Here is a 14824-nt window from a genome sequence, read left to right as displayed (position 1 = left end):
GGCGTTAGGCACAGAACGGCCATGCTTCGCTTGCTCGGCATTTTGCGCGATCCGATGATTGCGGTCCTTGCCGTGGCAACATTTGGTGCCCTGGCGATACCCGCCACCGGTTCCGGCAAGCTAGCAGCCAGCTGGATATCGAGCGCCGGCATTTTCCTGCTGTTCTACCTGAACGGACTGCGCATACGCAGGAGCGATATCGCAGCCGGCCTTCGCAACTGGCGCTTCTTCCTGCCGCTGGCGCTCTGGGTCTTCGGCATTATGGCATTGCTGGGTCTCGGCTTTTCGTACTGGGCCGCGCAATGGCTACCGGCGTCGATCGCACTCGGCTTCCTCTTTCTCGGTGCGCTACCGTCCACGGTCCAGTCCGCTACGTCCTATACCGTCATGGCAGGGGGCAATGTTTCGCTCGCCGTCATTGGGGCTGCGCTGCTCAACATTGCGGGCGTGGTCATCTCCGCGCCGCTGTTCGCCGTTCTTGGCGGAGGCGTCGATATCGCTTTCGATACAGGCGTGATACTGCGCGTTGCCGCCCTGCTGCTGCTTCCCTTTGTCCTGGGCCAGGCGATGCAGGGATGGTTCGGCGGATGGATCGAAAGGCACCGGTCGCAGACGGTCTGGCTTGACCGGATCGTGATCGGCCTCGCTGTGTATGTCGCTCTTTCGGGAGCGGTCGAACAAGGCATTGCCAGCACCATGGACGCCTCCACATGGGCTGGCCTCGTCACTCTGGTGGTGCTTTACCTGGTTGCCGCCCATGCAGGCGCGTGGCTGGCCGGAGGGGCGCTGGGCTTCCTCCGGCCTGACCGCATAGCATTCCTGTTCTCCGCCAGCCAGAAAAGCGTCGCGGTGGGCGCCCCACTGGCGGCCCTGCTGCTTCCGGCCAATGCAGCCGGCTTCGTGCTGGCGCCTCTGCTGCTGTATCACCTGCTGCAGCTTGTCGCGGCTGCACCACTGGCAGCGTCCCTCGCGCGCGGAGGGACTAGCTAGCCCCGTTTGCCCTGTTGTGCCGCACGGACCACCAGAGGCTGAGCCCGATAAGGATCGCGCCGATCAGGCCGGTGATGGTTTCGGGGATGTGCCAGCGTGCCGACAGCAGCATAATCGCGCCGAGGACGATGATCGCCCAGAACGCGCCGTGTTCGAGGTAGCGATAGTTGGCAAGAGTCCCCTGCTTGACCAGGTGGATCGTCATCGAGCGCACGAACATGGCGCCGATCGACAGGCCGAGCGCTATGACGATCATGTTGTTCGAAAGTGCGAAAGCGCCGATCACGCCATCGAAGCTGAAACTGGCGTCGAGAATATTGAGGTAGAGGAAGCCGCCAAAGCCGCTGCGGACCACCGCCCCCTGGAGCCGCGCTGCCTCTTCCTTCATTTCCAGCATCGTGCTGACGCCTTCTACGGCGATGAATGTGACGAGACCAAGCAACCCTGAAACAAGGAAGGTCAGCGCATCGGCGTCCGGTAGCATGGTGGAGATGCCCCACATGGCCAGCAGCAGCATCGCGATCTCGGCCGCGGGGAGCGAGGCGAAGCGGGCGAGGAAGCGTTCCACCGTACCGATCCAGTGCACTTCCTTGTCGGCATCGAAAAAGAACTTGAGCCCGACCATGGCGAGGAAGGCGCCGCCGAAGCCGGCAATCCCGACATGGGCGGAGTTTACCAGGCGCTCGTATTCCTGGGGCTGGTTAAGGGACAGGTCGATTGCCTCGAGCGGGCCGATGCCTGCGGCAATGGCGACGATGGCGAGCGGGAACACGATGCGCATGCCGAAGACGGCGAAGGCAATGCCCCAGGTCAGGAAGCGTTTCTGCCAGACCTCGTCCATGTCCTTCAGGACGGACGCGTTTACCACCGCATTGTCGAAGCTGAGCGATATCTCCAGCACGGATAGGACAACGATGATCCACAGCATGCTCGCCGTGCCCGCGACCGAGCCTGTGCTTTCCCAACCGTACCACAGCCCGAGGCCGAGGCAGACGATGGTGAAGACCAACGAGAATCCGTAGTAGCGATATAGCGTTTGCATGGGTGCCCCGAGTTATTCAGTTCGCGGCCCGCTAGGCGAATGTCGGGCTCACGGCAACTACTTGGGCTGGTAGGTCTGTTCGGCTCCGGGGAACTGGCGGGAACGGACTTCCTCGGCATAGGTCTTGGCGGTCGCTTCGATGACGCCGGCTATATCGCCGTACTTCTTCACGAACCGCGGAACACGCTCGAACATTCCCAGCATGTCTTCGGTCACCAGCACCTGCCCGTCGCACCGGGCCGATGCACCGATCCCGATGGTGGGGCACGATACCGCGTTTGTGGCCGCAATCGCGATGGGTTCGACCACCCCTTCCACTACGATGGCGAAGGCGCCGGCCTGGTCGAGCGCCTTTGCATCGCTGACGATCTTGTCGGCTTCGGCGTCGCTGCGCCCCCGTGCGGCATATCCGCCGAGGACATTAACCGCTTGCGGGGTCAGTCCCACGTGCCCCATTACGGGTATCCCGCGCTGGTTGAGGAAGGCAACGGTCTCCGCCATTGCCGCGCCGCCCTCCAGCTTGACCGCTGCCGCACCGCTTTCCTTGAGCAGGAAGCTGGCGCTCTCGAACGCCTGCTGCGGCGAGGCTTCGTAGGACCCGAAGGGCATATCGACCACAACCACCGAGTGATAGCTGCCCCGCACGACGGCTGCGGCATGATCGGCCATCATCCGCAAGGTCACGGGGATAGTGGAGGGAAGGCCATAGATGACCTGCCCGAGCGAATCCCCGACCAGCAGGATATCGCAATGGGCATCGAGCAATTGCGCCTGGCGCGCCGTATAGGCCGTGAGCATGACGAGCGGCTCGGCCGTCACCCCGTCCTTCTTGCGCGCCCTCACGCCGGGCACGGTCAGTCGCTTCATGGGGGCGGGCGTGGGGTTCGCGCGGCTCGTGCTCGTATCGAGCTGGAATGTCGTCGACATGGCCGGGTATTAGACCGCCAGCGAAAGCGGGGAAACCCCGCAGTTTCGCCTTGTGCTCGCGAATCCAATCGCTAGCGTGCAGCGCCATCCGACGCGCAGGCGGGGGCCTGTGCGCAACAATGAGGGAAATCTGGATGTTCCTAGACAGGATCAAACCGCTCGACGCCATTCTGGCGACAGCGCAGAAGAAGTCGCTGCACCGCTCGCTCGGCGCGTTGCAGCTGACCTTGTTTGGTATCGGCTGCATTATCGGCACCGGTATTTTCGTTCTTACATCGGCCGGGGCCCAGAAGGCCGGACCGGGTCTGATGCTTGCCTTCATCATCGCCGGGGCGGTGTGCATCGTCGCTGCCCTGTGCTATGCCGAAATCGCCGCAATGATCCCGGTGGCCGGGTCGGCCTACACTTACAGCTACGCCACCATGGGCGAATTTCTCGCCTGGACCGTCGGTTGGGCTCTCGTGCTGGAATACGCGATTGCCGCTTCGGCCGTGTCGGTGGGGTGGTCCGGATACTTTACCGGGACGATATTGAACGAGTTCCTGGGAATAGAATTGCCCGCCTGGCTCAGCGCCGGGCCGCTCGCACTTGGCGGTGCTGCAGGTGGTTTCATCAACCTGCCGGCTCTCGTCATCGCGCTGCTGGTGACCTGGCTGCTTATGATCGGGACGACCGAGAGCGCGCGCGTGAACGCCGTGCTTGTGGCGATCAAGATTACGGCGCTTACCGCCTTTATCGGTCTTACCCTGACGAGTGCCTATTTCGACCCGGACAAGTTCAACCCGTTCCTCCCTGCCGGCGTGTTCGGCGGCTTCGGTACCGGCATCGGCGCGGTCGGCGCGGCGGCGACGATATTCTTCGCTTATGTGGGTTTTGACGCGGTCTCAACCGCTGCCGAGGAAACCAAGAACCCGCAGCGCAACGTCCCGATCGGACTGGTCGGATCGCTGCTGATCTGCACTATCTTCTACATCCTCGTCGCTGCCGGTGCCGTCGGCACCATCGGCGGTCAACCGATCATGGGGCCGAACGGTATCCCGTTCCCTGCCGGTTCGGAAGAACTTGCCCGCCAGTGCGCCTTGCCGCAATATGCCAGTCAGCTCGTCTGTTCGAACGAGGCCCTTGCCCACGTCCTGCGCGAGATCGGGTTCTCGGGTATCGGCAACATGCTCGGCATCGCTGCCTTCCTTGCCTTGCCTTCGGTGATCCTGATCCTGCTGTTCGGCCAGACCCGCATCTTCTTCGTGATGGCGCGCGACGGCCTGCTGCCGGAAAAGCTGGCCGAAGTTCATCCGCGCTGGAAGACCCCCTATATCGTCACCGGCATCACCGGGCTCGTCGTGGCCGTAGCGGCGGCGTTCCTGCCGGTCGGCGCGCTGGCGGATATCGCCAATGCGGGGACGCTCTATGCGTTCTTCATGGTGGCCATCGCGGTCATGCTGCTGCGCAAGCAGGCGCCGGACCGGGAACGCCCCTTCAAGGTTGCCGGTCTTGCCATCATCGGTCCGCTGACCATCGCCGGCTGCCTGTTCCTGTTCCTGAACCTGCCACTGGATGCCATGCTGGTGTTGCCGATCTGGACGGCTGTCGGTTGCCTTGTCTACTTCGGCTACAGTCGCAGCCGGAGCCATCTGGGACGCGGTATTGTCGAGGTGGTGGACGATGTGGCTGGCGAGGAGACCATGCTGCCTATCGATCCCAAGACCTGAACGCCTCGGGCATAAACACTAAGGGCCGCTCCCCGGGGAGCGGCCCTTTTTCGTTGCAGGTGATGTTAGAGCGCGACTGCGGCCACGTGCTGCTTTTCGGCTTCGTCGTGGACCGTCATGCCCAGCGCCATCTTGGCGGTGGTGACGAGGCCGAGATCGCCGTTCCAGATCTCGGCATTGCCCAGGTCCATGCGCAGGAACAGGATATCAGGATTGTCCTTGCCGCCGTCGTACCACGCGGCGACGAAGTTGTTCCACAGCTTGTCGAACTGGTCCTGGTCGGTTTCGACCGCCAGCGTGCCGTTGAAGCGGGCGAACAGGTCGTGTCCCTTGTCGGCGAAGCTCGCGGTGACAGGGCCGAGCTGGGCGAAGCTGCTGTTCTTCTGCGTGAAGAACCAGATGGCGCTGTCGGCGTCCTTGTCGAGCTGGGCCGACATCGGAACGGCAGTGTCGGATCGGCCATCGAGCTGGAGGAACAGGAACGGCGAGTCTGCCAGGGCGTGCCAGAACTTCTGCTTCAGTTCGTCGGGGGTTGCTTGTTCGGTCATCGGGGATTCTCCTTCTTGCTATTTACCAACCTTTGGCACGGGCGACTGTTCCGGACCTGACCGGAGGGCCGTAGCGCGATGAATTGCAAAGCCGGGCAATATGGAACATAAAAGGAACATATGAGTCGTTCCGCCATGTCCCCTCCTGCTTCTCGCAGCCATTTCCGCATGACTGCGGCCGATATGGCGGCACTGTCTGCCGTGCGCAGCAATCGCTGGCGACCAGGCCTCGCCGGGCAGGGCCAGTTCGCGCGGAATAGCGAGGTCTTCGCCAGCGGACGTGATGGCAGCGGGGCGGGGCTGGCCCTGTCGCTGGCACTCGACGAATTGCGCTCGCAGGCAGTGGGCGAGGGCGCGGAGAGGGAGGATCGCCGCACCATCCTGTGGGTACAGGACCGGGCGGCGGCACGGCTGACCGGGCGGCCCTATCGCCCCGGCCTGCCGCAGGCGGTGCACCACCGGCTGATCCATGTCCTCGCGGAAAAGCCGCAGGACCTGCTGTTCGCGCTGGAGGAGGGGCTGCGCTGCCGCGAAATCGCCTGCGTGATCGGGGAACTGGCGGGAAACCCCAAGGCGTTCGATTTCACCGCTTCGCGCCGCCTCAGCCTCGCCGCGGAAAAGCACGGCTCGGCGCTGTGGCTGGTGCGGCTCGACGCGGCGCGCGAGCTGTCTTCGGCAAGGCTGCGCTGGGAGGTGCACAGCACGCCGTCGCCGGCACCCGAATGGAACCCGCAGGCACCTGGCATACCCAGTTGGAAGGCCGAACTGTTCCGCGCGCGCTCCCACGCGCCGGGCGAATGGACATTGCACGATGACGGCACAGGACTTGTCGCCGGGCGTGCGCATGGCAGCGGGGAAGGGCGCGCCGCCGCGGCGAATCCTTTCCATCTGGTGCGCGCGTCTCGCGATCGACCGCTGGCGGCTGGCTGAAGGCTGCGCCCGCCGCGAGGGCGCGGATGCCGAGCCGCTGGCACTGATCACCGAAACCGCCCACGGCCCCCGGATCGACGCCACCAACGATGCCGGCGCGGCTGCGGGCGCGCGCCGGGGCATGATGCTGGCCGATGCGCGCACCCTATGTCCATCGCTCAAGGTTGCCTCTGCCGATCCCGCCGGCGATCTCGACGCGCTGGAACGCCTCGCGCTGTGGGCGCAGCGCTGGGGACCGTGGAGCGCGCTCGACCCGCCTGACGGGGTGATCGTCGATGTCACTGCCGTCGCCCACCTGTTCGGCGGCGAGGCGAAGCTGCTGGCCGATGCGCAGGCGCTGTTCGAGAAGCGCGGGATAGCCGCCCGGCTCGCCATCGCGCCCACCGCCGGGGCGGCCTGGGCGCTGGCGCACTACGGCCCGCCGCGCAGCATCCTTGCGCCCGGCGACGATGTGGAGGCGCGGCTCTCGGACCTACCGGTCGCGGCGCTGCGGCTCGACGACGATGTCATCACCATCCTGCGCCGCCTTGGCCTCAAACGCCTGGGCGAGCTCGGAACGGTTGGCCGCGACGCGATCATGCGCCGGTTCCGCAACCGCCGCTCGCCCGCCGCCAATCCGCTGATCCGCATGGACCAGTTGCTCGGCCGCGTGCCGGAACCGCTGTTGCCGGTCGTCTCGGAACACGACCCGCTGGTGCAGCGCCGCCTGATGGAACCGATCCGCCACCGCGACCTGCTCGACCAGGTGCTGGCCGACCTCGCCGCCGACATGGCGCGCGAGCTGGAGGGGCAGGCCAAAGGCGCGCGGCGGCTCGAACTCGGCCTGTGGCGGGTCGATGGCGAGGTCGTGGTCAGGCGGCTCGAACTCGCCGCCGCAACCCGCGATGCGGCGCATATCTGCCGGCTGTTCTCGGAAAAGCTCGAAGGCATCGATGCCGGCTTCGGGATCGAGACCGTCCGCCTGCGCGCCAGCTGGGCCGAGCCATTGGCGTTGGCGCAGGGCGATATCGAAGCCGCCGCAGAGGAGCACGGCACCTCTCTGGCGGCTTTCGTGGACCGGCTGACCACACGGCTAGGCCCACGCGCGGTGCAGCGCCCGGTGCCCTTCGGCAGCCATATCCCCGAACGCGCCCAACGCTGGCAACCGCCGCTCGCGCCTCCTCCGGCGGAGCAGGAGGAACTGCGCTTCCACACGCGCCCGCTCAAGCTGCTCGACCGGGCGGAACCCATCGCGGTGCTCTATGCCACGCCCGACGGCTATCCCCAGCGCTTCCGCTGGCGCGGCGAGGTGCATGAAGTGGTGCGGGTCGAGGGGCCGGAACGGATCGCCCCCGAATGGTGGCGCGAACGTTCGACGGTCCGCCTGCGCGATTACTACCGGATCGAGGACAGCAAGGGCCGCCGCTACTGGATCTATCGCCACGGCCTGATCGGCGACGGGCGCGGGGGCTTGCCGGACTGGTATCTGCAGGGGCTGGGGGCCTGAAATCCAACATATGTTCTGGCTTTACGCGGAGATGGAACATATAAGGAACATATGTCGTCGCAAACCATCCTCCAGAAGCTCGAAATCCTCGCCGATGCCGCCAAGTACGATGCCTCCTGTGCCTCGTCCGGCACGGCCAGGAAAAACTCGCTCGGCGGAAAGGGTATCGGCTCGACCGAGGGGATGGGCATCTGCCATGCCTACGCACCGGACGGTCGCTGCATCAGCCTGCTCAAGGTGCTGCTGACCAACCACTGCATCTTCGACTGCCATTATTGCATCAACCGCAAGAGCAGCAATGTCCGCCGCGCGCGCTTCACTCCGCAGGAAATCGCCGACCTCACCATCAGCTTCTACAAGCGCAATTATATCGAGGGGCTGTTTCTCTCCTCCGGCATCATCAAGAGCTCCAACCACACGATGGAGCAGCTGGTCGAAGCGGCGCGGATCCTGCGCGAGGAATACGACTTTCGCGGCTACATCCATTTGAAGTCGATCCCGGAGGCGGACCCGGAACTGATCCGCCAGGCCGGGCTCTATGCCGATCGCCTCTCCATCAATGTCGAGCTGCCGACCGAAGCCGGGCTGACCCGGCTCGCGCCCGACAAGGACGCGAAGCAGATCGAAGGTGCGATGGGCGGGACGAAGGCGGCCATCGTCGAGGCCAAGGATGCGAGGAAGCGCTTTCGCCATGCGCCGCGTTTCGCCCCGGCCGGGCAATCCACCCAGATGATCGTCGGGGCCGACGGGGCGAGCGATGCCGATATCGTCGGCAAGGCGAGCAGGCTCTACGGCGCTTTCGGGCTGCGGCGGGTCTATTACAGCGCCTTCAGCCCGATCCCCGATGCGAGCGCGGTACTGCCGCTGCGGCGACCGCCCCTGATCCGCGAACACCGGCTCTACCAGTCGGACTGGCTGATGCGCTTCTACGGCTTCCGCCCGGGGGAGATCGTGCAGGCGGCGGAGGCCGACGGGAACCTGCCGCTCGATATCGATCCCAAGCTGGCCTGGGCATTGAAGTTCCGCGAGAACTTCCCGGTCGACGTCAACCGCGCATCGAAAGAGCAGCTCTTGCGCGTGCCGGGGCTGGGGACGCGGGCGGTGGGGCGCATCCTCGCCGCACGGCGGCACCGGACGCTGCGGCTCGACGATGTCGCCTTGCTGACGGTCTCGCTGGCCAAGGTGCGCCCGTTCATCGTCACCTGCGACTGGCGCCCGACCTACCTCACCGACCGTGCGGACCTGCGCCGGATGCTGGCCCCGAAGGAGGAACAGCTGGAGCTGTTTGCGGCATGACCCTCATTCTTCGCCGTCATTGCGAGGAGCGAAGCGACGCGGCAATCCAAGGTGGTCGCGCGATACGCTCTGGATTGCTTCGCTTCGCTCGCAATGACGAGGTGGGATTTGAGGCGGCATGACCGTGATGCAGAACGTCCGCCTCGGTGCCTATTACGCGGTCAATCTGCCGCGGCCCGACGATTTCGCTTTCTGGCGCGAGCGGGCGCGGCAGCTGGTGCAATGCGACGTTCCCCCCGACCGGGTGGCGTGGATCGAACCGGGCGGGGCGGGCAATCTGTTCGGAGGTGATACGCGCCTGCCGGTGCCGCCTGCCGATGCGCGGCCGATCCGGGTCAGCAAGCGCTTCCTCAGCCTGGTCCAGAACGCCGCGCTGCATTCCGATCCGGAACGGTTCGCGTTGCTCTATCGCCTGGTCTGGCGGCAGCAGTCGAACCCGCGCCTGCTGGAGGACGGCGCCGATGCCGATGTCCGCCGGATCGAGGATCTCGCCAAGGCGGTGCGGCGCGACAGCCACAAGATGCACGCCTTCGTCCGTTTCCGGCAGGTGCAGGACGATGAGGGCGGCGAGCATTACGTCGCCTGGTTCGAGCCCGATCATCACATCCTGCGCGCCAATGCGGGCTTCTTCAAACGTCGCTTCGCCAATATGCGCTGGTCGATCCTGACCCCGCGCGGGACGCTGCACTGGGACGGCGAGACGATGCGCGAAGGCCCGCCGGCGCAGAAGTCCGACGCACCGCAGGGCGATCCGGCAGAGGATCTGTGGCGGACCTATTATGCCTCGATCTTCAATCCGGCGCGGCTGAAGGTCGGGGCGATGCTCTCCGAAATGCCCAAGAAGTACTGGAAGAACCTGCCCGAAGCCTCGCTCATTCCCGAACTCATCGCCGGGGCGCAATCGCGCGAGGCGGCAATGGTGGCGGCGGGTGCGCGGGAGCTGGCGGATCGGCCCGAGAGCCTCGCAGCGATCGAGCGGGCCATCCATCAGTGCCGCCAGTGCGCGATCGGGTGCCTCGCCAACCAGGCGGTGATGGGCGAGGGGCCTTCCACGGCCAGCCTGATGATCGTCGGCGAGCAGCCGGGGGACCAGGAGGACCAGCAGGGCAGGCCGTTCGTCGGGCCGGCGGGGCAATTGCTCGACCGTCATCTGGAACGCGCCGGGATCGACCGGCGCAGCGCCTATCTCACCAATGCGGTCAAGCACTTCAAGTTCGTCATGCGCGGCAAGCGCCGCCTGCACCAGTCGCCGACCGCGAAGGAGATCGACACCTGCCGCTGGTGGGTGGAGGGCGAACGCGCGCTGGTGCAGCCGAAACTGGTGCTGGCGCTGGGGGCGAGCGCGGCGCGCAGCCTGCTCGGCAAGACGGTCAGCATGGCCAAGGTGCGCGGCGCGCCGATCGCTCTCGAGGATGGCAGCGAGTTGTGGGTGACGGCGCACCCGTCCTACCTGCTGCGGCTCGACGGTGCAGCGGCGGAGGAGCAGGCGGCGCTGTTCGCGCGCGATCTGGCGACGGTGAAGGCGCGCCTGGCGGAGCTGGCGGCGTGACATGCCCGACCAACCGCTCACCCCTGACAAGCGCCGGATCGAGCTCGGTCCCGATGCGATAGACCCGCCAAGCCGCGCGCCCTTCGTCGAGCTGGGGCTGGTCAGCTGCTTCAGCTTCCTGCGCGGGGCGAGCGATGCGGTCGACCTGGTGATGACCGCTCGCAGCCATGGCTACGACGCGATCGGGATCGCCGATACCAACACCATGGCGGGCGTGGTGCGCATCCATACCGAGGCCCAGACGCTCAAACTGCGCCCCGTGATCGGCACGCGGATCGAGACGGTCGAGGGGCTCGCATTCCTCGCCTACCCCCGCGACCGCGCCGCCTACGGCCGGCTGTGCCGCCTGATCAGCGCCGGACGGATGGCGACGCTCGACGGCGAATGGCAGGCCAAGGGGCAATGCGACATTTCGCTCGCCATGCTGGCCGAACATGGCGAGGGGGTACAGCTGATCCTGCTGCCGCCCGATGACCTGGAGGGCAAGTTCACCATTGCCGTCCCGAGCAATATCATTCCCTTCCGTCACCCCGGGCTTGACCCGGGGTCCCGCTTTTCTTCGGGTGCTCCGCAAGAGGAAGCGGGCCCCCGGCTCGGAGGCCGGGGTGACGCGAAAGTGATGCTTGAAGGGAGCTTCCCGGATATTCTCCCCCACCTTGTCCGCCAGTTGCCGACCCTCCGCCACTTGGCCGCCAGCTATCTGTACTGCGGCGACGATGTTGCGCGGATCGACCGGATCGATGCCTTGGCGAAGGCCAATGGCCTTACCCTGCTGGCAACAAATGACGTGCATTATCATGCACCTGAGCGGCGTCCCTTGCAGGATGTCATGACCGCGATCCGGCACAAGACCACCGTAGCGAGGGCGGGGCACCTGCTCCACGGCAATGCCGAACGCTACCTCAAGCCGCCCGAGACGATGTGCCACCTCTTCACCCGCTGGCCGCATGCCATCCGCGCAGCGCGCGAAGTGGCGGATGCCTGCAATTTCAATCTCGAAGAGCTGAGATATGAGTATCCGCAGGAGATCTACCCTGACGGCATGACGCCACAGCAGTTCCTCGAACATTCGGTGTGGGAAGGCTCGAAAACGCGTTATCCCAATGGTTTACCCGATATTGTGCGGGAGACCCTGCACCGCGAACTGGCGCTGATCGAGAAGCTCGACCTCGCGCGCTATTTCCTCACCATCAAGGATATCGTTGATTTTGCACGCGAAGGTGTTGACCCGCCGATCCTGTGCCAGGGACGGGGCAGCGCGGCCAATTCGGCCGTGTGCTTCGTGCTCGGCATCACCAGCGTCGATCCGGCCAAGCACCAGTTGTTGTTCGACCGCTTCATTTCGGAGGAACGCAAGGAACCGCCGGACATCGACGTCGACTTCGAACACGAGCGGCGAGAAGAGGTTATCCAGCATATCTACCAGAAGTACGGCCGTCACCGCGCGGGCCTGTGCGCCACGGTGATCCACTATCGCCCGCGCATGGCGATCCGCGAGGTGGGCAAGGCAATGGGGCTGAGCGAGGATGTCACCAGCGCGCTTGCCCGCACCGTGTGGGGCGGGTGGGGGCGTGAGATCGGCGAGAAGCATGTCGGCGAAACCGGCATGGACGTTACCGATCCGCAGCTTAGGCGGGTGCTGAATCTCACCCGTCAAATGATTGGAATGCCGCGCCATTTGTCGCAGCATGTCGGCGGTTTCATCCTGACCGAAGGGGCGCTGACCGAAACCGTGCCGATCGGCAACGGCGCCATGCCCGATCGCAGCTTCATCGAATGGGACAAGGACGACATCGAGGCGCTCGGCATCCTTAAGGTCGATGTGCTCGCGCTGGGTATGCTCACCTGCATCAGGAAATGCCTCGACCTGCTTGAAAACCATCACGAAAGACGGCTCGAACTGGCCAGCATCCCGCGCGAGGATCCCGAAACCTATGCCATGTTGCGCAAGGGGGATTCCTTGGGTGTGTTCCAGGTCGAAAGCCGTGCGCAGATGAACATGCTCCCGCGCCTGCGCCCGCGCGAGTTCTACGACCTCGTCATCCAGGTCGCCATCGTCCGCCCGGGGCCGATCCAGGGCGACATGGTCCACCCTTATCTCAAGCGGCGCCGGGGGGCGGAGCAGGTGCAGATCCCCGCGCCATCGCCAGAGCATGGCCCGCCTGACGAGCTCTCCAGCATCCTCGGCCGCACACTGGGGGTGCCGATCTTCCAGGAACAGGCGATGAAGATCGCGCTCGACGCAGCGAAGTTCTCCAGTCTTGAGGCCAACCGTCTGCGCAAGGCCATGGCCACCTTTCGCAGCCGGGGCATGGTCGACGAACTGCAGGACATGATGGTCGGCCGCATGGTGCAGCGCGGCTACGATCCCGACTTTGCCGAGCGCTGCTTCAACCAGATCCGCGGTTTCGGCGAATACGGCTTCCCGGAAAGCCATGCGGCAAGCTTCGCGCATCTGGTCTACGTCTCGAGCTGGCTCAAATGCCATTTCCCCGCCGCGTTTGCCTGCGCGCTGCTCAATTCGCAGCCGATGGGCTTCTACGCCCCGGCACAGATCGTGCGCGACGCGGCGGAACATGGCGTCAAGGTGCTGCCGGCTGACGTCAACCGGTCGCAATGGGACTGCACGCTGGAGCAGGTGGGAGAGGTTAAGGAGGCACGCGAGGGTCGCTTCGACCGCCACATCGCCCTGCGCCTCGGCCTGCGGCAAATCGATGGCCTGCCCGAGCATGTTGCCGCAAAGCTTGTCGAAAACCGCGAAAGTCTGGGGTTTTTCGATGACGTCATGACGCTGCGGGACCGTGCAGGCATCGGCCCGGCGCATGTCGAACGGCTCGCCAGCGCGGACTGTTTCGGATCGATGGGACTGTCGCGGCGCCAGGCCTTGTGGGACGCGCGCAGCCTGGTTGCCGCGCCCGACCTGCCGCTGTTCCGCGCCGCACAGGAACGCGACGAGGGGGCCGAGCGTAAAGCCACCATGCTCCCCGCCATGCCGCTCAGCGAAGAGGTCGTCGCCGATTACCAGACGACGCGGCTCAGCCTGAAAGCACATCCGATGGCGTTTCTGCGGCCCGAACTGGCCGAGCGCGGCTTCGTGCGCGCCGCCGACCTGCGCGAGCGCAAGTTCCGCTCCATGGTGCAGGTGGCCGGCGTGGTCCTGATCCGGCAGCGGCCCGGCAGCGCCAAGGGTGTATGCTTCATCACGCTGGAGGACGAGACCGGGGTTGTGAACCTGGTCGTCTGGCCCGATCTCAAGGAAAAACAACGCCGTGTGGTCATGGGTTCGCGCCTGATGGAGGTCCGCGGCCGGGTGGAGTATGACGACGAAGTGATCCATGTCATCGCCCAGCACATGACGGACGCGACGCACCAGCTTGCCCGGCTGTCGGAAGACATGTTGCGTGCGCCGCTTGCGAGGGCGGACCATGTCAACAATCCTCTGCCACAAAAACACAAAGCTTCCAGTATGTTGGAAGGCGTTTCTGGGTCCGCGTACAATCCGGTCGAACCCTGGCAGGAGGAGGCCGGAACCGACAAGTTCCGGCCACGCGACCTGATCGACCAGTTGCCGGAGGCTCGCGGCCATCCCCGCAATGCGCGCATCATCCCAAGATCGCGAGACTTCCACTGAGCAAGCCCTCGCCCGTGCTGCGCCTCTTAAGGATTGCGCTCGTGCTGGCCGCGCTGGTGGCGCTCGGCCTCGCAGCCCGCGAATGGATCAGGGACAATCCCGGACACAATCCCTGGGCACCGCTGGACCTGCGCGACCCACCGGGCTGGGCAACGCAGCGCAAGCTAGTCGCCCTGCGCGACGATGCGGCATTGTGCCGCGCCGTGCTCGAACGCAGCACCGTCGCGTTCACAGTGCTGGGGCCGGCAGGAGACGGACCGTGCCGCCGGGCGGACCGCACGATACTGACGGAATACCCGCTGTCTCCCGCCGAGCCGCCGACCACGTGCGCCGTTGCCGCGGGACTACAAATCTGGCTTGATCGAGGGGTGCAGCCGGCCGCCCGAACCATTTTCGGAGAGGAGGTCGCGCAGATCGAGCATTTCGGCTCCTACAGCTGCCGACGGCTTTATGGCGGATCCGAAGGCCCCTGGAGCGAACATGCGACCGGCAACGCGATCGACATCGCTGGCTTCGTGCTGGCCGACGGCAGGCGCATATCCGTGCTGGCGGATTGGCCGGGCTCGGGACCCGAGGCGAAATTTCTCAGGCAAGTCCGCGCATCGGCATGCGACGCGTTCGGGACTGTCCTGTCACCGGATTACAATACCGCCCACGCCGATCATTTCCATCTTGACCAGAAGGCCTGGGGCTTCTCGTCAGTTTGCCGCTGAAAA

The 14824-nt window shown here is 65.3% G+C and carries 11 protein-coding genes; 8 read left to right on the top strand and 3 right to left on the bottom strand.

Features of this window, described 5'->3' with window-relative positions; genetic code table 11:
- Window positions 1–21 precede the first annotated feature (21 nt).
- A complete protein-coding gene (locus WAB17_RS12880; RefSeq protein WP_435417744.1) occupies window positions 22–990 on the top strand; it encodes a bile acid:sodium symporter in 969 nt (322 codons plus the stop codon).
- Here WAB17_RS12880 and WAB17_RS12875 read toward each other — a convergent pair.
- Entirely contained in the window at window positions 983–2032 is a 1050-nt protein-coding gene (locus WAB17_RS12875; RefSeq protein WP_435417743.1) for a DUF475 domain-containing protein, read from the bottom strand. The two genes, WAB17_RS12880 and WAB17_RS12875, sit on opposite strands and share 8 nt — an antisense overlap.
- A gap of 57 nt (window positions 2033–2089) precedes the next feature.
- On the bottom strand, window positions 2090–2959 hold the full coding sequence (gene panB, locus WAB17_RS12870) for a 3-methyl-2-oxobutanoate hydroxymethyltransferase (RefSeq protein ID WP_435417742.1): 870 nt from the start codon (window positions 2957–2959) through the stop codon (window positions 2090–2092).
- Window positions 2960–3093: 134 nt separating this feature from the next.
- Here panB and WAB17_RS12865 point away from each other — a divergent pair, with 134 nt between their 5' ends.
- Complete coding sequence (locus WAB17_RS12865; RefSeq protein ID WP_435419391.1) at window positions 3094–4668, top strand: amino acid permease; 1575 nt, start codon at window positions 3094–3096, stop codon at window positions 4666–4668.
- 65 nt (window positions 4669–4733) lie between these two features.
- On the opposite strand, the gene WAB17_RS12860 is transcribed toward WAB17_RS12865, so the two are convergent.
- The gene (locus WAB17_RS12860) at window positions 4734–5216 is read right to left on the bottom strand and encodes a pyridoxamine 5'-phosphate oxidase family protein (protein ID WP_435417741.1); all 483 of its coding nucleotides are present in this window, start codon (window positions 5214–5216) and stop codon (window positions 4734–4736) included.
- 120 nt (window positions 5217–5336) lie between these two features.
- Between WAB17_RS12860 and WAB17_RS12855 the strand changes: the two genes are divergently transcribed.
- From WAB17_RS12855 to WAB17_RS12830, 6 genes are all read left to right on the top strand, one after another.
- Window positions 5337–6146, top strand: a complete 810-nt coding sequence (locus tag WAB17_RS12855) for an ImuA family protein (RefSeq protein ID WP_435417740.1) — start codon at window positions 5337–5339, stop codon at window positions 6144–6146.
- Entirely contained in the window at window positions 6028–7632 is a 1605-nt protein-coding gene (locus WAB17_RS12850) for a DUF6504 family protein (RefSeq protein WP_435417739.1), read from the top strand. The genes WAB17_RS12855 and WAB17_RS12850 overlap by 119 nt, the downstream gene beginning before the upstream one ends.
- Before the next feature lie 51 nt (window positions 7633–7683).
- Complete coding sequence (locus WAB17_RS12845) at window positions 7684–8928, top strand: putative DNA modification/repair radical SAM protein (protein ID WP_435417738.1); 1245 nt, start codon at window positions 7684–7686, stop codon at window positions 8926–8928.
- Between the two features lie 118 nt (window positions 8929–9046).
- The gene (locus WAB17_RS12840; protein ID WP_435417737.1) at window positions 9047–10477 is read left to right on the top strand and encodes a UdgX family uracil-DNA binding protein; all 1431 of its coding nucleotides are present in this window, start codon (window positions 9047–9049) and stop codon (window positions 10475–10477) included.
- A 1-nt stretch (window position 10478) separates the two neighbouring features.
- The gene (locus tag WAB17_RS12835; protein ID WP_435417736.1) at window positions 10479–14108 is read left to right on the top strand and encodes an error-prone DNA polymerase; all 3630 of its coding nucleotides are present in this window, start codon (window positions 10479–10481) and stop codon (window positions 14106–14108) included.
- A 14-nt stretch (window positions 14109–14122) separates the two neighbouring features.
- Window positions 14123–14821, top strand: a complete 699-nt coding sequence (locus WAB17_RS12830; protein ID WP_435417735.1) for an extensin-like domain-containing protein — start codon at window positions 14123–14125, stop codon at window positions 14819–14821.
- Window positions 14822–14824: the final 3 nt, after the last annotated feature.

The sequence above is a fragment of the Parerythrobacter aurantius genome (assembly GCF_045291475.1).
Classification (GTDB): Bacteria; Pseudomonadota; Alphaproteobacteria; order Sphingomonadales; family Sphingomonadaceae; genus Parerythrobacter; species Parerythrobacter aurantius.
The sequence above is the reverse complement of the archived record's forward strand: the minus strand, read 5'-3'. Positions and strand labels throughout refer to the sequence as shown.

Coding starts and splice junctions, on each gene's coding strand:
- WAB17_RS12875 (WP_435417743.1), bottom strand. CDS start 2,032: ATGCAAACGCTATATCGCTACTACGGATTCTCGTTGGTCTTCACCATC.
- panB (WP_435417742.1), bottom strand. CDS start 2,959: ATGTCGACGACATTCCAGCTCGATACGAGCACGAGCCGCGCGAACCCC.
- WAB17_RS12850 (WP_435417739.1), top strand. CDS start 6,028: ATGACGGCACAGGACTTGTCGCCGGGCGTGCGCATGGCAGCGGGGAAG.
- WAB17_RS12835 (WP_435417736.1), top strand. CDS start 10,479: ATGCCCGACCAACCGCTCACCCCTGACAAGCGCCGGATCGAGCTCGGT.
- WAB17_RS12865 (WP_435419391.1), top strand. CDS start 3,094: ATGTTCCTAGACAGGATCAAACCGCTCGACGCCATTCTGGCGACAGCG.
- WAB17_RS12880 (WP_435417744.1), top strand. CDS start 22: ATGCTTCGCTTGCTCGGCATTTTGCGCGATCCGATGATTGCGGTCCTT.
- WAB17_RS12855 (WP_435417740.1), top strand. CDS start 5,337: ATGAGTCGTTCCGCCATGTCCCCTCCTGCTTCTCGCAGCCATTTCCGC.
- WAB17_RS12845 (WP_435417738.1), top strand. CDS start 7,684: ATGTCGTCGCAAACCATCCTCCAGAAGCTCGAAATCCTCGCCGATGCC.
- WAB17_RS12840 (WP_435417737.1), top strand. CDS start 9,047: ATGACCGTGATGCAGAACGTCCGCCTCGGTGCCTATTACGCGGTCAAT.
- WAB17_RS12860 (WP_435417741.1), bottom strand. CDS start 5,216: ATGACCGAACAAGCAACCCCCGACGAACTGAAGCAGAAGTTCTGGCAC.